Here is a 21451-nt window from a genome sequence, read left to right as displayed (position 1 = left end):
GGCTCAGTTCTTCTCGAGGCGCTCGAAGAGGTACCCGGCCACCTTGTCGAGGGAGACGCGGTCCTGGCCCATCGTGTCGCGCTCGCGGATGGTCACGGCCTGGTCCTCGAGGGTGTCGAAGTCCACGGTGATGCAGAACGGCGTGCCGATCTCGTCCTGGCGGCGGTAGCGGCGGCCGATGGCGCCGGCGTCGTCGAACTCGATGTTCCAGTGCTTGCGCAGCTGGGCGGCGAGGTCGCGGGCCTTGGGCGAGAGGTCCTCGTTGCGGCTCAGCGGCAGCACGGCGGCCTTGACCGGCGCGAGGCGCGGGTCGAGCTTGAGCACCGTGCGCTTGTCGACGCCGCCCTTCGTGTTGGGAGCCTCGTCCTCGGTATACGCGTCGACGAGGAACGCCATCATCGAACGCGTGAGGCCGAACGAGGGCTCGATCACGTAGGGGATGTAGCGCTCGTTCGTGGCCTGGTTGAAGTAGGCGAGCTCGTGGCCGGAGGCCTTCGAGTGGCTGCCCAGGTCGTAGTCGGTGCGGTTCGCGATGCCCATGAGCTCACCCCACTCGTTGCCCTGGAAGCCGAAGCGGTACTCGATGTCGATGGTGCCGGCGGAGTAGTGGGCGCGCTCGTCCTCGGGGACGTCGAAGCGGCGCATGTTCTCCGGGCTGATGCCCAGGTCCACGAACCAGTTCCAGCACTCCTCGACCCAGTGCTTGAACCACTCGTCGGCCTCGCCGGGCGCCGTGAAGTACTCGATCTCCATCTGCTCGAACTCGCGGGTGCGGAAGATGAAGTTGCCGGGGGTGATCTCGTTGCGGAACGCCTTGCCGATCTGGCCGATGCCGAAGGGCGGCTTCTTCCGGCTCGTGGTGACCACGTTGTTGAAGTTCACGAAGATGCCCTGCGCCGTCTCGGGACGCATGTAATGCAGGCCCTCGGCGTTGTCCACCGGGCCGAGGAAGGTCTTGAGCAGGCCCGAGAACATCTGCGGCTCGGTCCACTTGCCCGTGGTCCCGCAGTTCGGGCAGACGATGGAGTCCATGCCGCCCTCAGGCGCGCGGCCCTTCTTCGCCTCGTACGCCTCGATGAGGTGGTCCTGGCGGAAGCGGTGGTGGCACTGGAGGCACTCGACGAGGGGGTCGGTGAACGTCGCGACGTGGCCCGAGGCCTCCCAGACCTGCTTGGGCAGGATCACGGAGGAGTCGAGGCCCACCATGTCCTCGCGGCCGCGGACGAACGTCTGCCACCACTGCTCCTTGATGTTCTCCTTGAGCTCGACGCCGAGCGGGCCGTAGTCCCAGGCCGAGCGGGAGCCTCCGTAGATCTCACCCGCCTGGAAGACGAATCCACGGCGCTTGGCCAGGGAGACGATCGAGTCCAGTGGGGTCTTCGGTGCCAAGGGGGTTCCTCCGTACTTCTCAGGCCGCTGGGTGCGGTCCGGCGGTGTGCACCAGTGAGTCAGGCGCACAGACGAGCGTGCAGTGACAAGCCTACCGGCGCACGACGCCGCCCGGTCACCTCGAGCGGATCATGCGCCGGTTCCACGGCAGGGTCGCCAGGACCATCGCGACGAGGGTCGCCACGGTGCCGACGACGGTGGGGAGCGCGACGACCGTGCCCGGCGCGGGCGCGAACGCGTCGAGCGCGAGGGAGCCGAGCAGTTGGCCAGCAATCATCCCGAGGCCCGTCAGGAGCACTCCGAGGCGACGGACGAGCACGGTGGCGACGGCGATGAACACGACGCCGAGGGGGCCACCCGTGTAGTACCACCAGTCCCCCGGGAAGTCGGCGGGTAGGGGCCCGCCCGGGCCTGCTACGGCGACCTTGACGGCCCACGCGACCGTGAGCCCGACGATGCCCGAGACGAAGTTCATGAGCGTGGCCGCGAGGAGGCTGCTGTAGGCCACCGCGCTGGCCCCGTTCATGGCGGACTGGAAGCTCTGCGCGAACCCAGCCGCGAAGGGCAGGACCACGAGGGCGGTCAGCGTGGCGAGGTCCTGCGCTGCTCCGAACTTCGGCGCCACGGCATAGGCGACCGAGGCGAGGGTGAGGACGGTCGCGAAGACGCGCATGCCCGTGAGCGGACGCTGCCGGCCCTGCGCAAAGCCCACGCGGTCCACGAGGAGGCCGCTCATGGTCTGCCCCGTGACGGCGGCGATGGTGAAGACCGCAATCCCGAGGACGCCGACGGTGACGGCCTGCGCGACGACGAAGAGCGCGCCGCATAGGCCAGCCCCGAGGTACCACCACGGAATCTCGCGCGACCGCACGGCCGGCCCGATGCCCCGCACCCCTGCGCGGCCTGCGGGCAGGACCGCCGCCAGGAACGCGAGGACCACGAGCCCGGTGCCGAAGCTGGTCAGCGCTGCGGCGACGCCATCTCCGAGGCGAGCGCCGAGCGCCCCGTTGATGCGGCCCTGCGCGGGAACGGCGACGCCGGCCGCCACGGCCGCGGCGAGGCCGAGCGGAAGGGGAAAGGGTCGGGGCGCGGTCACTGGAGACAGCCTAGGGGCTGCACGGCCTACAGTTGCACCATGTCCCCCAGCGAATTGCGCAGCACTCCCGCCCCCGACGACGGCCTCGACACGGTCGAGATCCGCGAGGGGACGATCCGCCTCGGACAGGTCCTCAAGCTCGCGTCTCTGGTCGAGGACGGGGTCGAGGCCGCAGAGCTGATCCGCAACGGGCTCGTCAAGGTCAACGGGGAGATCGAGGAGCGCCGGGGGCGCCAGCTGAGCGCCGGGGACGTGGTCGAGGTCAATGGCGCGCGGGTGCAGCTCGTGTCGCGAGGCTGACCGCCCGGGCGGCCCCGCGCCGTCGTGCGTACCCGAGAGGCTCGGGGAAGCGATTTCGCGTACCCGAGACGGTCAGCGGCGCGATTTCGCGTACCCGAGACGGTCAGGGCTTGAGGACGGCCTGCTCGAGGAACTCCTTGACGTGGGCGATCTCGGGCCCGCTGATGCTGTGGCCGATGCCGGGGTAGGTGATCTTGGTCAGGGCGACGTGGCCGCGCACCCAGCCCATCGTGTACTCGACCTTGTCGGCCGTGATGACCGGATCGGCCTGGTCGCGGCCCCAGAACAGGGGCACGCTGCCGGTCAGCTCTGCGTCGCGGAAGTAGGAGTAGTCCGCTGCTCCAGCGGCGGAGGGATCGACGGCGAAGCCGGACAGGCCCACGACGGCGGCGAAGTCCGCCGGGCGCCGGCGCAGGAGGGAGGTGGCCATGGCCATGCCCATCGAGAATCCGAGGAGGGTCACGGAGGAGTGCTGGGAGCGGACCTCGTCGAGCCACGCGAGGGCGTATTCGACGGCTGCCTCGACGGAGTCCATCGTGAAGTCCTGGGCGGCCATGAGGGGGAACCACTGGTAGGCGCCCGGCGCGAGCGTCTGGGGAGCGCGCAGCGCGGCGACCGTGAAGTCCTCGGGAAGGTAGCCCGCGAGTCCCATGAGGTCCGCCTCGTTCGAGCCGTACCCGTGGAACATCACGATGAGCGGTGTGCCAGCGCGCTCGGGCTCGGGCCGGCTCCACAGGATCTGGTGGTCGGGGTAGTCGGCCGGGTAGGCCTCGGGACGCTGGGCATCGGTAACGGCATCAGTCATGGGTCCATTCTTGCACGTAGTTGAACTGTCAACTAAATGCTGGCCGCCTTGGACTCCACGCTCCCGCGGCGCACAATGTACCCGTGAGTACGATCTCTGACCGGCTCTCCCCGGGCGTCGAGGACGGACCCGACGGCGACCACCACCCGTGGCACCGCTACGTTGCACTCGGCGACTCCTTCACGGAGGGAATCGGCGACCCCGACCAGAACAATCCCGGACGACACCGCGGCTGGGCCGACCGCCTCGCGGAGGAGCTCTCCCACGGCACCCCCGACTTCGCCTACGCCAATCTGGCGATCCGAGGGCGGCTCCTGGGACGCATCCTCGACGAGCAGCTCGAGCCCGCGCTCGAGCTGCGGCCGGACCTTGTCTCGCTCTCCGCGGGCGGCAACGACCTCCTCCGGCCCGGCAGCGACCCAGACGCCCTCGCGCTCAGGCTCGACGGCGCCGTCAGCCGCCTGGCGGACTCCGGCGCGACGGTGCTCCTGTTCAACGGACCGGACATCGGCTCGACGCCCGTGCTCTCGGCGATCCGCGGCAAGGTCGCGATCTACAACGAGAACCTGCGCGTCATCGCCGCTCGCCACGATGCCGTCATCGCCGATATGTGGGCGCTGCGCAAGCTCTCCGACCCGCGCATGTGGGACAGCGACCGGCTCCACTTCTCCCCGCTGGGCCACCACACGATTGCGATCATGGCCCTGGAGGCCCTCAATGTGAGGCACAGCCTCGAACCGATGGAGCCCCGCCCGATGCCCGCGCGCAGCTGGCGAGCGGCCCGCAGCGAGGACCTCGTGTGGGCGCGCGAGTACTTCGTCCCGTGGGTGGTCCGCCGGCTCCGGCACAAGTCGAGCGGCGACGGCATCCTGGCCAAGCGCCCGACGGCGCAGCCCGTCTTCGGCGCGGGCGCTCCCCTCGGGTCCGGGGAGGCCAGCGCCAGCTGAGGCGCGCCGGGTCAGTCCCGGCCGGCCGACCGCAGCCTCAGCGCCTGCACGGGGCACAGTGCGACGGCGTCCTGCGCCGCCCCGGCAAGCCCGGAGGGAACCGGCACGTCCCGGCCGCCGCGTCCGAGCGGGTAGCCCCAGTCGTCGCGGACGAGGAGTTCGGGCAGCAGCTCGGTGCAGAGGCCGCGCCCGTCGCACCGCGTGAAGTCGATGTGCAGCGCGAGGCGTTCCCGGCTCATGGCCGCCACCCCTCGGCGCCCGTGCAGTGCCCGTCCAGATGGGCACGCACCTCCTGCCGGAACACCGTCAGCGTGCTGCGGACGAACCCTGCCGTCGCGTCGGGGTGGTGGCACGCTCCCCTGCCCGTGACAAGGCCCGCCAGTCGTTCGGCCTCCGCCGCGAGCCAGGGGCTCCGCTCCCCCGCGGCGATCCGTTCGAGGACGGCCGCCATGGCGGGCAGCCCGAACGTGCACGGCCCGCACTGGCGCGCCGAGCTGTCGGCCAGGTAGCGCGCGATGGGCGCGGCTGCCGCCAGGCCGCAGCGTCCCGCGGCGAGGGCGACGAGCACCCCGGCGCCGGGCCGGGCGCCGTAGTCCGCAAGACCTGCGGCTGTCGCGCGCCGGCCCAGGGCCTTCGCCGGCACCCAGGCGCCGTGGAAGCCTCCGACGAGGACGGCGGCCAGGGAGCCCGGGTCGGCCCCGGCGCCGAGAAGGATGTCACGGAGCGGCGTGCCGCCGGGAACCTCCGCGACGTGGGGCGCCGGGACGTCCCCCGAGACGCTGACGAGACGGGTGCCCGGATCGTCGTCGGTCCCTGCGGTGCGGAACCAGTCGGCGCCGTACCGGGCCACGAGCGCGAGCTGGGCGAGCGTCTCGACGTTGTGAACGAGGGTCGGCAGTCCCCGGTACCCCGCGGTGGTCAGGCGCGCCGCGCTGTCCCGCGGCAGGGCAACCCCCGTCTCGAGCGCCGAGACGACCGCGCTGGCCTCCCCGGAGACGAACGTTCCCGGCGATTCGACGAGCGAGACGCGCCGTCCGTCGCGGCGTTCGGCCAGGGCGGCGGCCACGCCCGCGAGCGATGCCGCGGGCGCATAGACGAAGAGCTGCGACGCGTTCAGCGCCTCGGCCGCTGTGAGGAGACCGTCGAGGACGAGGTGGGGCGCCCCGGTCAGGAGCGCGGCGTCCTTGCGGCTCAGCGGCTCGCCCTCGGCGCCGTTGGCCACGACGACGGCGCGGCGCGCTCCGAGCGAGGACAGCTTGCGCCAGGCGGGGAATCCGGCGCCCCCGCGCCCGGCGAGACCCGACGCCTCGAGCTCCGCGAGCAGCGCCTCGCGGGTCCAGCCGGTCCTCGGCGGCCCGTATGCCGCCTCGTGGGCTGCCAGACCCGGACCGGCGGACGCGAAGAGCCGTCCGGTGCCCAGGGCAGGCAGTCCGAGAGCCGTCTCAGTCATGGGCGCTCACACCCGCCCGAACCGCGCGGCGGCAGTCTCCGCGAATCCCGCGCTGAGGCGCCAGAGCACGGCGGATGCCGCGGCCCCGGCGCAGGCCCACGCGTAGGCCTGGAACCACAGCGACCCCGCGTCCGTCCCCGAGCCCAGCGCGTGGGCGAACGCGATCGGCCAGAGGGCGTAGGCGGCCCAGTGAATGGCCCGGAAGGCCCGCTGCCCGAGCCGGTGGCGCAGCAGTCCCGTCACCACGAGGGCCACCACGAGATCGAAGGCCGTCGTGCCGAGTCCCACCCAGAACGGGTTCCAGCCCGCCACGAAGGGCACGACGGCGTCGCTCAGGCCGAGCTTCGCGTGGGGGTCGAGCATGAGGGTGCCAACGTGCAGCACCAGGAACGTGACGGCGGTCAGGGCGGTGCTGCGGTGGACGAGCGCCACCGAGAAGCGCGGAAGCCCGGCGAGCGGACGCCCCGAGCGGCTCACTATGCCCAGGACGAGCACGGCGGTGAGCAGCGCGAGGGAGACGATCCCGCTCGCCCGGCCGAAGGCCCACAGGACTTCGTTCATCGCCGGGACCCTGCCGGGAGGGCCGGCCGGTGGTCCGCGGAGTCGGTGGGCCAGCCGTTGAGCTCCACCACGTCGCCGTCGGCCCGCACGAGACGCGCGGGGTATCCCAGGCCGCGGAGCCCTGCGACAGCACCGGTCCCACGCACGACGGCGGCGGTGCTCGCCGTGTTCGCGCTGACGCAGTCGGGAGCCGCCACCGTGACGCTGCGCCAGACCTCAAGGGCCGGGAGGGCCGTCCAGGGGTCGAGGATGTGGTGCGCCTCGAGCGTTCCCGAGCGCCGCCGTCGCTTCTGCGTGCTCGACGTCGCGATCGCCCAGCCGCCGGCCAGGCTCACCTGGCATGCGGGGTCGGTCGGGAGGTCCTGCACGAGCACTTCCCACGCGGCGTCGCCGGCCGTGGCGAGGTCCCCGCCGAGGGAGACGAGGACGGACGTGCCGAAGCGGGCGTGCACTTCCGCCGCCGCCCGGTCGGCCGCCGCCGCCTTCGCCGTGGCGCCGAGGTCGAGGCGGACACCCGGCGGGATGGCGAGCACGCCGGCGTCGAGCGTGACCTTCCGCCAACTCTCCGCGGGGAGCGGGCGGGTGGACACCGCCGGGCCGGGCGCAGCGGGCGCGTCCTCCGCCGGCGGCCCGAAGCCCAGATGGATCAGCTCGCGGCCCAGTGTCGGGACGACGGCGCCCCCGGACCGGTCAGCGGCGTCGAGCGCAGTGCGGATCAGGCTCGCCAGCAGCGGGGTCACCGTCCCTCCCCCGGCCCGCTCCAGACGGCTGAGCTCCGAGTCGGGGCGGAAGCTGCTGGCGGCCTCATCGACGCGGCCCAGGAGCTCCTCGACGTGGGCGAGGGCGGGGCCGAGAGCGGCGGGGTCCGTGACGGCCAGGCGGCACGCACAGGTGAACGCCTCGAAGTCCGCGACAGCTGCCACGTCAGGACCCCATGGAATGGCCGACGGCGCCGCCGCCGCGCGAGGGGCCGAGCCCCTGCTGGGACTGCTGGCTTCCGGAGCTGGAGCTCGAGCCCGGCGACCGGTGGCTCTGGGTTCCCGGGCCGGAATGCTCCTGGGGCCCCTCCTCGGGGTACCCGCCGGAGCCGGACCCGTCGTCCGAACCGGTCGTGCTGCCCACGGTGGTCGATGCCGCCTGCGCGGCCGGAATGTACACGGCTGCCGCGACGGCGCCCGCGGCGACGGCACTCGCCGCGCCGACCGCCATGGCCGTCAGGCGCGCCCGGCGCCGTCCCGTCTCACGGATGCCCTCACCCATCGCGCTCCTCCTCTGGTCTGGTTCCAGCATGGACGCGCGAGTTATGCCTTCGAAGGGAGAAAGCTGTGTGCAGGCTGTGCTTTCGCACCGATCAGAGCGTGAAGACCTTCCGCCGGAGCTCGCCGCCGAGCTGGCCGATCTCGGTGAGGAACCCGTCGTGGCCGATCTTGGCATCGATCGAATGGACGGGGACCTCACCGGGGAGGGCGCGTGCGAGCTCGTCGCTCTGCTCGGGGAAGTAGAGCCGGTCCGAGTTGACGGAGGCGAGGAAGAACTCCGCCTTCGTCTTCGCCAGTGCCCTCACGAGGCCGCCGCGGCCGCGGCCCACGTCGTGGCTCATGAGCGCCTCCGTGATGGCGATGTAGCTGTTGGCGTCGAACCGGTTCACGAGCTTGGCGGCCTGGTGGTCGAGGTAGCTCTCCACCTGGTAGCGGCCGCGCTCGGCGGCGTGGCCGGGGGCCTCGATCGGGTTCTCGGCGCCCTGGCCGCGGCGGCCGAAGCGGAAATTCAGCTCCGGCTCGGAGCGATAGGAGATGTGGGCGATCCGGCGTGCCAGCCCGAGCCCGGCCACGGGGGTCGGGCCGCCATAGTAGTCGCCGCCGTTGAAGTGGGGGTCCTGCCGGATGGCGAGGACCTGCGCCTGCGCGAGGGCGATCTGCTCGGCGGTCGAGTAGGCGCCGATCGCGACGACGACGCAGTGCCGCACCCGCTCCGGGTACGTGGCCGCCCACTCGAGCGCCCTGGCGCCTCCCATGGACCCGCCGAGGACGGCGTGCCAGGCGCGGACGCCCAGCCGGTCCGCCAGCCGGGCCTCGGCGCGGACCGAATCGCGGATGGTCACGAACGGGAACCGCGAGCCCCACGGCACGCCCTCCGGGTCGAGGCTGCTCGGCCCGGTCGAGCCGTAGCACCCGCCGAGCATGTTGGCCGCGACCACGAAGTACTTCTCGGTGTCCACCGGCTTCCCCGGGCCGACGAGGGCCTCCCACCAGCCCGGCTCGTCGCCCTCGCCCTGGGCCACGTGCGTGTCCCCGGTGAGCGCGTGCTGGATGAGGACCGCGTTAGTCCCGTCGGCGTTGAGCGTTCCCCACGTCTCGTAGGCGAGCTCGACCTCGGGGAGGGCGCCGCCCGCCTCGAGCTGGAGGGCGCCCACGGCCGTGGCGCGCACGACGCCGTCCTGCCTGGTCCCGCTCGCAGGCGCCGCCGTCGTGCGCTCGCGGCTCCCGCCGGGGGCCGCGCCGTCGATGGCCGACCGGTCGAGGATCGTCACGCGACGGGCTCCGCGACCGGGTCGGCCACAGCCTCCGCGGCCGAGGCGTCGCCCTCGCTGTCCTGAGCCGCGGAGGCCGCGGCGGCGAAGCCCTTCTCGAGGTCGGCCAGGATGTCGTCGATGTGCTCGATCCCCACCGCGAGGCGCACGAGGCCCGGCGTGACGCCGGCCGCTCGCTGCTGCTCCGCGGACAGCTGGGCGTGGGTGGTCGACGCCGGGTGGATCACGAGGGAGCGCACGTCGCCGATGTTGGCCACGTGGGAGTGCAGCTCGAGGGCGTCGACGAACGCGGCGCCGGCAGCGGCGGGGGAAACCCCGGAGGCGTCCTCCAGCGCCAGCTCGAAGGAGACGATCGCGCCGGCGCCCTTGGGGGCGTACTTCTGGCCCAGCCCGTACCACCGGCTGGACTCGAGCCCGGCGTAGGCCACAGACGCGACATCGGCGCGCTCCTCGAGCCACCGGGCCACCTTCTGGGCGTTCTCGACGTGCCGCTCGACGCGGAGCGAAAGGGTCTCGAGGCCCTGGGCGATGAGGAACGCGTTGAACGGCGCGACCGCGGAGCCGAGGTCGCGCAGGAGCTGGACCCGGGCCTTGAGGATGTACGCGAGGTTGGCCCCGAGGAGCCCGTCCGCGCCGAGGTCGCGCGCGAAAACGAGCCCGTTGTAGCTCTCGTCCGGCGTGTTGAAGCCCGGGAAGCGCTCGGGGTCACGGGCGAAGTCGAAGGAGCCGCCGTCCACGATCACCCCGGCGATCGCGGAGCCGTGCCCGCCGAGGTACTTCGTCGCGGAGTGGACCACGATGTCTGCCCCGTGGTCGAGCGGGCGGACGAGGTACGGGGTCGCGACCGTGTTGTCGATGATCAGGGGGACGCCGGCGGCGTGGGCGATGTCCGCGACCGTCTCGATGTCCAGGACGTTCTGGCGCGGGTTGGAGATCGACTCGGCGAAGAACGCCTTGGTGTTCGGCCGCACGGCGGCCTTCCACTCCTCGACGCTGTCGGGGTCCGTGACGAACGTGACCTCGATGCCGAACTTCGCGAAGGTGTGCTTCAGGAGGTTGTAGGTGCCGCCGTAGAGGCTCGCGCTCGCGACCACGTGGTCCCCGGACTCGGCGACGTTCAGGAGCGAGTAGGTGGTCGCAGCCTGTCCCGAGGAGAGCAGGAGGGCCGCGAGGCCGCCCTCGAGGCTCGCGATGCGCTGTTCGACCGCGTCCTGGGTCGGGTTGCCGATGCGGGTGTAGATCGGGGCCAGCTCGGCGAGCGCGAACCGCTTCGCGGCGCTCTCGGCGCTCGGGAACACGAACGAGGTCGTCTGGTAGATCGGGAGGGCGCGGGCGCCCGTCTCGGAGTCCGGGGTCTGGCCGACGTGGATCTGGCGGGTCTCGAAGGACCACTCGGGGTTGCTGGACATAGCAAGCTCCTTTGCGCTGCGCTTGACCGGCGGCTCTCGCCGGACCAGGTCTTCACCCGGGGCACCCCACCGCATCAGGAGGGTTGCCGGCCAGCAAACCGGGGTTTCGCGCTGGCACTCATGACCTTTTCAAGAGTCTAGGGAACGCTGCGAAGGGGCAGGCAACTCTGTGACGGTCTGTGACCCCCTCACCCCTCCATGAGCCTCCGCCGGTGCCGCAGCTCCCTGACCCACGCCCGAGTCTGTGCGGGGGCGAAGGGCGAGGGGCCGCCGTCGTCCGCCTCGAGGGAGGCCAGCAGCGGGCCCGCCGCCCGGAGTGCCACGGCGAGCACCCCCTCGGCGGCGCGGGCCGGCAGCCCCAGTTCCCCCGACCACGCGAGGAAGTGGCGGCGGGAGATCCCGGAGCGCTTCCCGCCCAGGGGGAGGGCGAGGGTCCGGTCGCCGTAGGGGACGGTCGAGGGGATGTCGTACACCGGTGCGACACGCCACTCCCCCGGCGCCTCGGCCGTGGCGGGACCGGGCGCGGTCCTGACGAGGGAGACGTTCTTGGCGTGGAGGTCCCCGTTGCCCGTGAGCCAGGCGAACGCCCCCTGCAGCACGAGGTTGCGCAGGGCCGGGAGCGGCGCCGCGCACCGGCGCGCCATCTCGGAGATGAGCTCGCCATAGCCCACGTTGTACTTGTCCGCCGGATAGAGGCCGAACAGCTGGGAGCCGTCCTCGACCGCGAGCCGCACGGTCGCCACCCCGGGCGCGCTGCCGGCAGGCTGGGGCGGGCGGTCGAAGCGCTCCACGAGGAGCCCGGCGCGGCCGGCGACGTCGTGGACGATCCTGGCCGTGCTCACCGGGATGCGCAGCCTGGCCGCGTGTCGGTACATGAGGTGCTCGTTCTCCACGACATGGGGGAACTCGGGGGCGTTGAGCTTGAGGATGTAGCGCCGGCCGGACTGGGCGGCCGGAACCGAGATCATCCCCGCGCTGACCTTGTCCTGGACCCCCGCGAGGGCCTTCGGGTCCACGAGCGACGGGTCGTCGACGAGGGCCGCGAAATCCGGCGGCCGGCGGGGGTCGAGCTCGACGGCGTGCTCCGGGCCCTCCGCCGGGACGCCGGTGCCCGCGTCGGCGGGCAGGGGCTCGCCGTGGGGGACGATCTGCACGTCGCCCACCGGGTCCGATCCGGCGGCCATGAGGAGCCCCAGCTCGTCGTCCGCGCTGGTCTTGACGGCGCGCCGCAGGGATGCGAGGCGGCGGCCCTCTGGGAGGAGGCCGGTGAAGAACGGCGGGACCGCGCCGGATCCGGTGTCCACGGGGCGGTCGGTGAGGGGCAGCGTCGTCGCGACCGGCTCGCCGCGGGAGGCGAGATAGGCCGGGAGGTAGGAGAAGCGCGTCCCGCCCTCGAAGCGCTCGAGCCGTGCCGCGAGGACGCCGGCCTTGTAGACGTCCGCGATGCGGTGGCGCGTCATGTGCCCCTCCTGCGGACCACGAGCTCGAGTCCGAGCGCGTCGAGGACGGCGAGGAGCGCGTCGAGCTGGATGCTGGGCTTGCCCTGCTCGACGAAGCGCACGAACCGCTCGCTCACCCCCGCGAGGTCGGCGAGGTCCTGCTGGCTCAGCCCGAGCGCACGACGCCGCCCCCGCACCTCTGCGGCGAGGGCGAGGCTCACGTCAGGTGAGGGGACCGGCACGTTCATTCCGTTTTCTAGCGTGAGCACCGGAAGGCTGTGAGTCAAGCCACACACCAGCGGACGGATCGGCACGATCGTTCCGCTCTCTCCGACCCGGAACGCGCTTCCCGGTTCTTAGAACCGTCTTAGACCGCCCGGCGCACGATGGACCCATGACTCCACAGAACGACGCAAGGCTCAGCGTCGAGCCGGCGCGCGAGCGCCCTGCCCGCAGCCGGCTCCTGCAGCTTCCCGAGCTCCGTCACTGGATCGCGGTGCCTTTCGCGATGAGCATCGTCGTGTTCGCGCTCGGCCTCGCCGCCATGACCCCGGCGTACCAGTCCTCCGAGCTCGCGATCGACCAGCGGCTCAGCACCGAGCACGTGGCCTGGCTCAACGCCGTCTCGCTCGCGATCGAGCAGATCCTCGGCCCGCGCGGGGCGATCGCGATCCTCGTGCTCCTCCTCATCGGCCTGTGGGTGGTGCGCCGGACGCCGGTGGACGCGATCGCCGTCGTGGGCGTGACGGCCTTCGGCTGGGTCTTCAGCCTGATCTTCAAGTACGCGATCCATCGGCACCGCCCGGATCCGGGCCTGCTCGCCGACCCGCTCTCCCCCGAGATGGATCCCAACAGCTTCCCGAGCGGCCACGTGTGCTTCGCCGTCTCGCTCACCATCGCGCTGTACTTCCTGCTCCGCCACCGGCGGTGGAGCCCGTGGATCCTCGTGGCCGGCTTCGCGGTCTCGGCCTTCGCGGCATGGACCCGCGTGTACGTCGGCGTGCACTACCCCATGGACGTCCTCGCCTCGTTCCCCGCCTCGATCGCGGGGATCCTGCTCTTCTCCGGGATCTGGAACCGTTTGGCCCCGCCGGTCCTCGGGAAACTCCCCTTCATTGCCCGTCTCGAGAGCCGCTGATGCCCCATGCTTGATCCCACATCCCTCCTGTTCGACGCCGGCCCCTGGGTCCTCGGCGTCGTGGCCCTGCTGGTCTTCATCGAGTCGGGGCTCCTGTTCCCGTTCCTGCCCGGCGACTCCCTGCTGTTCACGGTGGGCCTCCTGCACGCCCAGCTCGGACTGAGCCTGCCCCTCCTCATGCTGGTCGTGGCGGGGGCGGCCGTCGCCGGGGACCAAGCGGGGTACCTCCTCGGCAAGTTCGTGGGGAAGAGGTGGTTCCGCGCGGACGCGAAGGTCCTCAAGCTCTCCTACCTCGACAGCGCCGAGGAGTTCTTCGGACGCTACGGCGGGAGGGCGCTCGTCCTGGCCCGCTTCGTCCCGATCGTGCGCACGTACGTCCCGCTCGTGGCCGGCATGGCGCACTACCCGTACCGGAAGTTCCTCGGCTGGAACGTGCTCGGGGGCGTCGCGTGGGCCGTGTCCATCACCCTGCTGGGCGTCTGGCTCGGACACGTCGAGTTCATCGCCAAGAACATCGACGTCCTGTCCGTGCTGATCGTCGCGGCGTCCGTCATCCCGATCACCATCGAGATCGTCCGACGGCGGCGCAAGGCCGGCCAGCCCGAGCCGGTCCGGGTCCGCGCCGACGAGGACTGACACCCCCCTTCCCTCTGGGGGTCACCTCCTGGGGGTCACCTCCTGGGGGTCACCTCCTGCGAGTCAGGTCCGCTTGGCACAATGGCAGCCATGGAGCCCAGACATCCGCGGACGGGGCCACCCCGCATCCTCCTCGTCGAGGACGACGGCCAGCTCGGCCCCCTCGTTGCCGAGCTGCTCGGCGATGCGTTCGCCGTCACTCTCGCCGCGGACGGGCGCGAGGGCCTCCGCCTCGCGCTGGGCGAAGCGTGGGATGCCCTCGTCGTCGACCGCGGGCTGCCGCTCGTGGACGGCGTCTCCCTCGTGAAGACCCTGCGGGCGAAGGGCATCGGGACCCCGATCCTGATGCTCACAGCCCTCGGGGGCGTGCGGGACAAGGTCGAGGGGCTCGACGCCGGAGCCGACGACTACCTGCCCAAGCCCTTCGATTCGGAGGAGCTCGCAGCCCGGCTCCGGGCGCTCACCCGCACCTACGAGGCGCCGCCGCCCGCGCTGCTGTCCGTCGGCGCCTGGGACCTCGACCCTGCGGCACGCGTCCTCACCTCGCCCTACGGCGACCGGGTCGAGCTCTCCGCCGCCGAGTCCGCCCTCCTAGTACGCCTCGCCCGGGAGCCAGCGCGCGTCCACTCCCGGGCCGAACTCCTCGCAGCCGTGTTCGACGCCGGCGACACCCCCGGCGTCGTCGACACGTATGTCCACTACATCAGGAAGAAGACGCACAAGACCGTGATCAGGACCGTGCACCGGGTCGGCTACCAACTCGGCGGCCTCGAATGAGCCCCCGCCCCTGGACCCCTCGACCGCCGCGGCGGCCCCTGAACTCGGACGAGATGGCGCTGCGGCGCGCCGCCATGAGGGTGGGGACACAGATTGCCGCAGCCGTCGCCGTCGTCGTGGTCGCGATGATCGCCGCAGCGGCGGTGTACGTCGCCGTCAAGTCCCAGCCCGCCCAGGTCCTCGCCCACCTCGAGCGGGACCAGCCGCAGGTCGTCCTCGACACCGTCGATGTCCTGCTCGCCCTCGTCGTCGGCGGGGTCGCGGGGATCGTGCTCGCCGGAGTGGTGGGCGTCCTGGTCGCGCGGCAGGCCGTGAGGCCGCTCGGCGAGTCCCTGGCGCTCCAGCGCCGGTTCGTCCAGGACGCGAGCCACGAGCTCCGCACGCCGCTGACGGTCATCGACACGCGCATCCAGCTCGCGCAGAAGCGTCTGGGTCCCGACAGCGAGGCCGCTGGGGTGCTCGCCGAGCTGCGCGGGGACTCGGCGAAGCTCGCCGCGGTCATCGAGGACCTCCTCCACAGCGCCTCCGGCGGCCCTGATGTCCCCAATACGCCCACCGACCTCGCTGACCTCGCCCGCGACGTCGTCGGCGACCTTGCCGTGGTCGCCGGAGACCGCGGGATCGCGCTCTCGGCCCTAGCCCCGACCGACCCCGTGCCCGTAGCCGTTGCCCCCGCACCGCTGCGGCGCGTCGTCGTCGCCCTTGCCGACAACGCGCTCAAGTACACGCCCGACGGCGGCCGGGTCACCGTGGGCGTGCGGGTCGCCGAAGGCGGACGCGGCCCGGGAGGCGCGACGGCGGTGCTCACCGTCGCGGACACCGGTCCCGGCATTGCCGGACCGGCCCCCGAACGGGTGTTCGAGCGGTACGCCGGCGGCGCCCTACCCGCCCCGGGCGGGAGGCGGAGCTTCGGGCTCGGGCTTGCCCTGGTACGGGACATCGCCGTGCGCAACGGAGGCTCGGTGCGCATCGCGCAGACCGGGTCCGGCGGCACCACCATGGAGGTCTCCCTCCCCCTCGCCGCTACTTAGGCAAACCTAAGCTGAGGCGCCCATCACAAAGTGGCACCATGACTTCCATGCGTATGGACCATGTTTCTTATGCCTGCGAAGCGGACGGTCTGCTGGCCACGACGGAGCGGATCGCCGACGCCCTCGGTGTCGAGGCCGTCAAGGGCGGGGTCCACCCGCGTTTCGGTACCCGCAATATGATCATTCCCCTCACGGACCACCATTACCTCGAGGTCGTCGAGGTCCTGGACCACCCGGCGTCGGACAAGGCGCCGTTCGGCCAAGCGGTCCGCGCCCGCAGCGCTGCGGGCGGGGGCTGGATGGGCTGGTGCGTCGAGGTCCGGGATCTCGCGCCGTTCGAGGAGCGGCTCGGGCGCCAGGCCGTTCCCGGCAACCGGAAGTTCCCCGACGGGCGCGAGCTCGTGTGGAAGCAGATCGGCATCCTCGGGCTCATCGCCGACCCGCAGGTCCCGTACATGCTCAAGTGGGAGGGCGACCCGTCCCTCCACCCCTCGAACGCCTACCCGGCCACGGTGCGCATGAGCCGGCTGACCATCGCCGGCTCGGCGGAGCGCGTCACCGAGTGGCTCGGCGAGCCGGTCGAGAAGCCTCTCGAGGACGTCGAGGTCGAGTGGGTCTCCCCGAAGGGCACCCCCGGCATCATGTCGGTCACCTTCGAGACGGCGAACGGCGCCGTCACGATCTGACCAGAGGACCGGACGACGGGGGCGCACGGGACCCCGCATTCGACGGGACGGGACCCCACAACGTTTGCGGGGTCCCGTCCCCTTCGTTGCGGGGTCCCGTCCCCTTCGTTGCGGGGTCCCGTCCCCTTCGTTGCGGGGTCCCGTCCCTACCCCAGGCCCATGGCCTTGCCGGCAATGCTGAAGCCCACGAACGCGACGATGTCCAGCAGGGCGTGCGCGATGACCAGCGGCATGACGCGCCCGTACCTGCGGTACACGAAGGCGAACACGACGCCCATCACCGCATTCCCCACGAAGGGCCCGATCCCCTGGTACAGGTGGTAGCTGCCGCGGAGGAGCGCGCTCGCCGCGACCGCCGCCGGCGCCCCCCAGCCCAGCCGCCGAAGCCACCCGAGCATGAACGCCACGACGATGACCTCCTCGACGAGCGCGTGCCGCACAGCCGAGAGGATGAGCACCGGGACCGTCCACCAGTACTGGTCGAGCCCGCTGGGGATGATGGCCGTGGTGATTCCCAGCACTCGCCCCGCCCAGTAGAGGCCGAGCGACGGGATCCCGATCGCGAGGAACAGCCCCGCGCCCCACAGCCAGTCGCGCCCCGGGCGGGCGAGGTCGAGCCCGAGGCGCGCGAACGGCGTCGTCCATCTGGCGGCGACGGCACCACGGCGCGCCGCGGCGTCCCACACGAAGTAGAGCACCAGCGCCACGGGCACGAGCGCGAAGAGGATGTCGAGCAGCTGGTAGGTGAGGTCGAAGTACTCGCGCGAGTTGAGGGACCGGTTGAGGGTGGAGGTCCCCTCGGACAGCGGCGCGCGGGTCGCCTTGTCGATGAGCTGGACGACCGAGTAGACGGCCGACTGCCCGAGCGAGAGGCCGAGGACGATGAGCAGCTGGGCGCGCCACCGGGGACGGGAGGCGGAACGGACGACGGCGGGTGCTTCCGGCATGCACCCATCTTGCCTGCCGTCGCTGGGCGCCTCCTGCAGGCTGGGCGCCTCCTGCAGGTTGGGCGCCTCCTGCAGGGCGGCTGGCCTACGCTAGGGTTCCATGAGCGCGCCGCGGCAGATCATCATGGTCCGGCACGGCCACTCGGCCGCCAACCTGGACACGAGCATCTACGAGCGCGTCCCCGACTACCGGATCCCCCTGACCGAGCAGGGCGTCGACGAGGCGCGCCGGGCAGGGCAGCAGATCCGGCGCCAGCTGGACGGCGAGCGGGTCCGCGTCTACGTCTCGCCGTACCTGAGGGCATACCAGACGCTCGAGGCGCTCGGGATCGAGGATCTCACCGACAGCGTCGTCGAGGAGCCGCGGCTGCGGGAGCAGGACTGGGCGAACTACCAGGTGCCCGAGGAGATCGAGGAGCAGAAGCGGCTTCGGGACACCTACGGCCACTTCTTCTACCGGTTCCGCGACGGCGAGTCCGGCAGCGACGTGTACGACCGCGTGACCGGCTTCATGGAGACCCTGTACCGCCACTGGGCCAGGCCGGCCTACCCGCCGAACGCGCTTCTGGTGACGCACGGGCTGACCATGCGCCTGTTCTGCATGCGCTGGTTCCGGTGGACGGTCGAGTACTTCGAGTCGCTCAACAACCCCGAGAACGCCGGCGTCCACACCCTCGTCCGCCAGCCGAGCGGGCGGTACCGGCTCTCGCCGCCGTTCAGCCAGTGGGCCGTGCGGACCACGAGGGACACCGTCCTCGAGAGCACCCTCGACGAGCCCTAAGGCGTCGCCGGGTGGGCGCGCGGAACGCACCCGGCGACGCTTGCACAGGACCGGTGCAGAGCCTAGAGTTGACGGTTAGCCCGACCGCAGGGGCCGCCGATTCCGTTTCCCGCGGCCGCCCGAGGCGAAGACGCCGCATCCGATCTGCCGCGCCGCCACCAGCGCCAAGCCAAGCACCTCAACCCGGCCGCCCGCCGGGCTCCCCCTCCGGAGAGGACCCATGACCACGCAGCAGGACCAGCACCTCGACCTCTGGGCCGGAACCGAAGCCGTCCTCTTCGACCTCGACGGCGTGCTGACACCCACGGCGACAGTGCACGAGCTCGCCTGGCGGCGCCTCTTCGAGGGCTACCTCGACGAAGTCGGGGCAGGTCCGGCGTACGAGGACGGCGACTACTTCGACCACATCGACGGAAAGCCCCGCTTCGACGGCGTCCGGGACTTCCTGGCCTCGCGCGGAATCGTCCTGCCGGAGGGACCTCTCGACGACAGCCCGGAGAACGCGAGCGTCCACGGCCTCGGCAACCGCAAGAACCGGATCTTCACCTCGATCATCGAGAATGAGGGGGTAGAGCCCTTTGCAGGCTCCGTCCGCTTCATCGCCGAAGCAAAGTCCCGCGGCCTGCGCGTCGCGATCGTCTCCTCCTCCCGCAATGCCCCGGCGGTCCTGCGCGCCGCCGGCCTCGCGGACGAGTTCGGCGTCGTCGTCGACGGCGCAGCGGCCGCAGCCGAAGGTCTGCCCGGCAAACCGGACCCCGCAACGTACGAGAGGGCGGCCGAGCTCCTTGGTACGCCCGCCTCTGCGTGCGTGGTCATCGAGGACGCAGTCTCCGGCGTCCAGGCCGGCGCTGCGGGCGGCTTCCGCGCTGTCGTCGGGATCGACCGGGGCGCGGGCCGCGGCGCACTGCTCGAAGCCGGCGCAACCGTGGTCGTGCAGGACCTCGACGAGCTGCTCTGACCGCCCCGGAACACGCAGGCACCTCAGCACGACCCGTCCGATCCCCTACTCCCCTGCAGGACGCCCCCATGACGCTTGTCTCCGCTGACCGCCACCGCTTCCCGGCGGAACCCTGGTCCCTGGTCGAAGCCGGCCACGCGCCCGGCGACACAGGAACCCTCGAGACCCTCTTCACGCTCGGCAACGGCCATCTCGGGCTGCGCGGAGCCCACGCCTCGGCGCAGGACGCCCACCTGCCCGGGACGTTCATCAACGGCTTCCACGAGACGTTCGACATCCGCCACGCGGAGAGCGCCTACGGCTTCGCCAAAGAGGGCCAGCGCATCCTCTACGTCCCGGATGGGCAGGAGTGCGCGGTGCGGATCAACGGCGAGGAACTGGCCCTGGCCACGACGCCGGTCCTGGACTACCGCCGCACGCTGGACTTCGCCTCGGGCGCCTACGAGTGCACGATCGTCTGGCGCACATCCTCGGGCGCCGTCGTGACGACCCGCGAGCGCCGGGTCGTCGGTGCGGCCTCGCGCGCATCTCTGGGGATCGAGCTCCTCGTGACCGCGGACCGGCGCGTCGTCGCGGACGTCGCCTCCGCCGTCGTCAACCGTCAGGACCAGCCCGCCGAGGACCACTCAGAGCACGACCCCCGCCGCGCGGGCCGGCACGCGGGCCGCGTCCTCTCCCCGCTGCGCGCCGAGGGGCTCAACGGCTCCCTCCGGCTGGCGTGGGCGACGGCGGCTTCCCGGCAGCGGATAGCCCTGGCCGTGGACCACCTCACGAACGGGCCCGTCCCGCCGTTCTCCACCGAGGCGGACTGCGACCGCAGCGCTGTCCGTTACGTCCTGCCGCTGGACCCGGGCGAGGAGTTCCGGCTCGAGAAGCGACTCGCCTATGCCGTCGAGCCGGCGCCGGAGCCGGACTGGGACTCCGATGACCCCGCGCTTGCGGCCGATGAACCACTGCAGGGCCGATCCGCAACGGCCGGGGACGCGTCCGACGGCGTGGGCGCGCTCCTGGCCGTGGCGGAGGCCTCGCTGCGGGGGATCGAGGACCTGACCGTGGAGAGCGCCGAGCACTACCGACGCCACTGGGCCACGGCCGACGTCGAGATCGGCGGTCAGCCCGAGCTGCAGCAGGCGGTGCGCTGGAACCTGTTCCAGCTCGCGCAGGCCACGTCCCAGGCGGGTGTGGCCGGCATACCGGCCAAGGGTGTGAGCGGGTCCGGGTACGAGGGCCACTACTTCTGGGATCAGGAGGTGTACCTCATGCCGTACCTGACATACACGTGTCCGGAGGCGGCCCGCCAGGTCCTCGAGTTCCGGCACCGCATGCTGCCCGCGGCCAAGGCCCGCGCCGCAGAGCTCAACGTGGACGGAGCCCTCTTCCCCTGGCGCACGATCAACGGCCAGGAGGCGAGCGCGTACTACGCCGCAGGCACGGCCCAGTTCCACATCAACGCCGCGATCGCCTTCGCCGCGTCCCGGTACACGTGGGCCACGGCCGACTCGTCGTTCCGCGACGGCGAGGGAGCCGAGCTGCTCGCCGAGACGGCCCGCATGTGGTCTTCGCTGGGCTTCTTCGGCAAGGACGGGAAGTTCCACCTGCACGGGGTGACGGGCCCGGACGAATACACGGCAGTGGTGAACGACAACCTCTACACGAACGTCATGGCGCGCTTCAACCTCCGCGCCGCGGCGGCGCTCGAGCATACCTCGGTCCGTGAGGCGGACCGCCTGCTGTGGTCCACAGCTGCCGAGCGGATGGCGCTGCCCTACGACGCGGACCAGCGAGTCCACGCGCAGGACAACGACTTCATGACGCTCCAGCCGTGGGACTGGGACACGCCCCGGGAGAAGTACCCGCTCCTCCTGCACTTCCACCCGCTCGTGATCTACCGCCATCAGGTGCTCAAGCAGGCGGACACCGTGCTGGCGATGTTCCTCCAGTGGCAGGACTTCACCGCGGAGGAGAAGCAGCGCGCCTTCGACTTCTACGACCCGATCACGACTGGCGACTCGACCCTGTCCGCATGCGTCCAGGGGATCATGGCCGCCGAGGTGGGCTATGTCCGCACGGCGCTAGGGCACTTCACGCATGCGGCGTTCATCGACCTGGACGACCTGCACGGCAACACGGTCGACGGCGTGCACACGGCGTCGGCAGGCGGGGTCTGGGCGGCGCTCACGAACGGCTTCGCGGGCTTCCGGGACCAGGGCCGGACGCCCCGCTTCGACCCGCGGCTGCCCGAGGGCTGGGAGAGCCTCGGGTTCCGGCTCCGGATGCGGGGACGCACGCTCGCCGTGCGTCTGACGCCCGGGATGATCTCGTTCCGTGCCGAGCCTGAGGTCACCGCCGCGGCTGGCGAGGCCGACGCACGCGCCGACCTCCAGCGCACGGACCGCTTCAGCGAGGGCCCCCTCGAGGTCGAGGTGCGCGGGCGCGTCTACGCGGTCGGGACGGATCCGGTGGAGATCAGTGTCGAGCCGGTCGCCGAGCCCGAACCGAGCGTGTTCCCGAGCCCGCTGCCGACGGCGGGGCTCGCCGCCATCGCCGTGATGGGCTAGCGGCAGACGGCAC

At 71.9% G+C, this 21451-nt stretch carries 23 protein-coding genes and 1 riboswitch; of the genes, 10 read left to right on the top strand and 13 right to left on the bottom strand.

Annotation, left to right across the window (positions count from 1 at the left end; translation table 11 throughout):
• Window positions 1–3 precede the first annotated feature (3 nt).
• Together ABD298_RS10935 and ABD298_RS10930 are read right to left on the bottom strand one after the other, a co-directional pair.
• Window positions 4–1389: a glycine--tRNA ligase gene (locus ABD298_RS10935; RefSeq protein ID WP_344299717.1), complete on the bottom strand. Its 1386-nt coding sequence runs from the start codon at window positions 1387–1389 to the stop codon at window positions 4–6.
• 115 nt (window positions 1390–1504) lie between these two features.
• Window positions 1505–2485, bottom strand: a complete 981-nt coding sequence (locus ABD298_RS10930) for a DMT family transporter (protein ID WP_344299716.1) — start codon at window positions 2483–2485, stop codon at window positions 1505–1507.
• Between the two features lie 39 nt (window positions 2486–2524).
• Here ABD298_RS10930 and ABD298_RS10925 point away from each other — a divergent pair, with 39 nt between their 5' ends.
• The gene (locus ABD298_RS10925) at window positions 2525–2785 is read left to right on the top strand and encodes an RNA-binding S4 domain-containing protein (RefSeq protein WP_344299715.1); all 261 of its coding nucleotides are present in this window, start codon (window positions 2525–2527) and stop codon (window positions 2783–2785) included.
• A 103-nt stretch (window positions 2786–2888) separates the two neighbouring features.
• On the opposite strand, the gene ABD298_RS10920 is transcribed toward ABD298_RS10925, so the two are convergent.
• Window positions 2889–3590: an alpha/beta hydrolase gene (locus ABD298_RS10920; protein WP_344299713.1), complete on the bottom strand. Its 702-nt coding sequence runs from the start codon at window positions 3588–3590 to the stop codon at window positions 2889–2891.
• A gap of 83 nt (window positions 3591–3673) precedes the next feature.
• Here ABD298_RS10920 and ABD298_RS10915 point away from each other — a divergent pair, with 83 nt between their 5' ends.
• Entirely contained in the window at window positions 3674–4537 is an 864-nt protein-coding gene (locus ABD298_RS10915; protein ID WP_344299711.1) for an SGNH/GDSL hydrolase family protein, read from the top strand.
• Window positions 4538–4548: 11 nt separating this feature from the next.
• Here ABD298_RS10915 and ABD298_RS10910 read toward each other — a convergent pair whose 3' ends face one another.
• From ABD298_RS10910 to ABD298_RS10870, 9 genes are all read right to left on the bottom strand, one after another.
• A complete protein-coding gene (locus ABD298_RS10910; RefSeq protein WP_344299710.1) occupies window positions 4549–4776 on the bottom strand; it encodes a ferredoxin in 228 nt (75 codons plus the stop codon).
• Window positions 4773–5987: an NADH-ubiquinone oxidoreductase-F iron-sulfur binding region domain-containing protein gene (locus ABD298_RS10905; protein WP_344299708.1), complete on the bottom strand. Its 1215-nt coding sequence runs from the start codon at window positions 5985–5987 to the stop codon at window positions 4773–4775. Before ABD298_RS10905 ends, ABD298_RS10910 begins: the two co-directional genes overlap by 4 nt.
• A 6-nt stretch (window positions 5988–5993) precedes the next feature.
• Window positions 5994–6548 (bottom strand): ferric reductase-like transmembrane domain-containing protein, encoded by a 555-nt coding sequence (locus ABD298_RS10900; protein ID WP_344299707.1) that lies wholly within the window; start codon window positions 6546–6548, stop codon window positions 5994–5996.
• Window positions 6545–7471 (bottom strand): FAD:protein FMN transferase, encoded by a 927-nt coding sequence (locus ABD298_RS10895; protein WP_344299705.1) that lies wholly within the window; start codon window positions 7469–7471, stop codon window positions 6545–6547. Before ABD298_RS10895 ends, ABD298_RS10900 begins: the two co-directional genes overlap by 4 nt.
• Before the next feature lies 1 nt (window position 7472).
• Window positions 7473–7808, bottom strand: a complete 336-nt coding sequence (locus ABD298_RS10890) for a hypothetical protein (protein ID WP_344299704.1) — start codon at window positions 7806–7808, stop codon at window positions 7473–7475.
• A gap of 91 nt (window positions 7809–7899) precedes the next feature.
• Entirely contained in the window at window positions 7900–9072 is a 1173-nt protein-coding gene (gene metX / locus ABD298_RS10885) for a homoserine O-acetyltransferase MetX (RefSeq protein ID WP_425564390.1), read from the bottom strand.
• A gap of 2 nt (window positions 9073–9074) precedes the next feature.
• On the bottom strand, window positions 9075–10487 hold the full coding sequence (locus tag ABD298_RS10880; protein ID WP_344299703.1) for a bifunctional o-acetylhomoserine/o-acetylserine sulfhydrylase: 1413 nt from the start codon (window positions 10485–10487) through the stop codon (window positions 9075–9077).
• Window positions 10488–10500: 13 nt separating this feature from the next.
• A riboswitch (SAM riboswitch) is annotated at window positions 10501–10613 on the bottom strand.
• 62 nt (window positions 10614–10675) lie between these two features.
• On the bottom strand, window positions 10676–11947 hold the full coding sequence (locus ABD298_RS10875; protein WP_344299702.1) for a type II toxin-antitoxin system HipA family toxin: 1272 nt from the start codon (window positions 11945–11947) through the stop codon (window positions 10676–10678).
• Window positions 11944–12174, bottom strand: a complete 231-nt coding sequence (locus ABD298_RS10870; protein WP_208712127.1) for a helix-turn-helix transcriptional regulator — start codon at window positions 12172–12174, stop codon at window positions 11944–11946. Before ABD298_RS10870 ends, ABD298_RS10875 begins: the two co-directional genes overlap by 4 nt.
• A gap of 146 nt (window positions 12175–12320) precedes the next feature.
• Here ABD298_RS10870 and ABD298_RS10865 point away from each other — a divergent pair, with 146 nt between their 5' ends.
• The 5 genes from ABD298_RS10865 to ABD298_RS10845 all read left to right on the top strand — a co-directional run bounded on the left by ABD298_RS10865 (window position 12321) and on the right by ABD298_RS10845 (window position 16194).
• Window positions 12321–13064, top strand: coding sequence for a phosphatase PAP2 family protein (locus ABD298_RS10865; protein WP_208712126.1), 744 nt, complete (start codon window positions 12321–12323; stop codon window positions 13062–13064).
• Window positions 13065–13070: 6 nt separating this feature from the next.
• Window positions 13071–13700 (top strand): VTT domain-containing protein, encoded by a 630-nt coding sequence (locus ABD298_RS10860; RefSeq protein WP_344299701.1) that lies wholly within the window; start codon window positions 13071–13073, stop codon window positions 13698–13700.
• Between the two features lie 90 nt (window positions 13701–13790).
• The gene (locus ABD298_RS10855) at window positions 13791–14477 is read left to right on the top strand and encodes a response regulator transcription factor (RefSeq protein WP_344299700.1); all 687 of its coding nucleotides are present in this window, start codon (window positions 13791–13793) and stop codon (window positions 14475–14477) included.
• Entirely contained in the window at window positions 14474–15508 is a 1035-nt protein-coding gene (locus ABD298_RS10850) for a sensor histidine kinase (RefSeq protein ID WP_344299699.1), read from the top strand. The genes ABD298_RS10855 and ABD298_RS10850 overlap by 4 nt, the downstream gene beginning before the upstream one ends.
• 47 nt (window positions 15509–15555) lie before the next feature.
• Window positions 15556–16194, top strand: a complete 639-nt coding sequence (locus ABD298_RS10845) for a VOC family protein (RefSeq protein WP_344299796.1) — start codon at window positions 15556–15558, stop codon at window positions 16192–16194.
• 146 nt (window positions 16195–16340) lie between these two features.
• Here ABD298_RS10845 and ABD298_RS10840 read toward each other — a convergent pair whose 3' ends face one another.
• Entirely contained in the window at window positions 16341–17141 is an 801-nt protein-coding gene (locus ABD298_RS10840; RefSeq protein ID WP_344299698.1) for a CPBP family intramembrane glutamic endopeptidase, read from the bottom strand.
• A gap of 100 nt (window positions 17142–17241) precedes the next feature.
• On the opposite strand from ABD298_RS10840, the gene ABD298_RS10835 reads away from it, so the two are divergent.
• The 3 genes from ABD298_RS10835 to ABD298_RS10825 all read left to right on the top strand — a co-directional run bounded on the left by ABD298_RS10835 (window position 17242) and on the right by ABD298_RS10825 (window position 21438).
• Complete coding sequence (locus ABD298_RS10835; protein ID WP_344299697.1) at window positions 17242–17922, top strand: histidine phosphatase family protein; 681 nt, start codon at window positions 17242–17244, stop codon at window positions 17920–17922.
• Between the two features lie 220 nt (window positions 17923–18142).
• Complete coding sequence (locus ABD298_RS10830; protein WP_344299696.1) at window positions 18143–18880, top strand: HAD family hydrolase; 738 nt, start codon at window positions 18143–18145, stop codon at window positions 18878–18880.
• A 68-nt stretch (window positions 18881–18948) separates the two neighbouring features.
• Window positions 18949–21438 (top strand): glycoside hydrolase family 65 protein, encoded by a 2490-nt coding sequence (locus ABD298_RS10825; protein ID WP_344299695.1) that lies wholly within the window; start codon window positions 18949–18951, stop codon window positions 21436–21438.
• Window positions 21439–21451 lie beyond the last annotated feature (13 nt).

Origin of the sequence: Sinomonas flava, from assembly GCF_039531875.1 — a bacterium.
GTDB classification, from domain to species: Bacteria; Actinomycetota; Actinomycetes; order Actinomycetales; family Micrococcaceae; genus Sinomonas; species Sinomonas flava.
The sequence above is the reverse complement of the archived record's forward strand: the minus strand, read 5'-3'. Positions and strand labels throughout refer to the sequence as shown.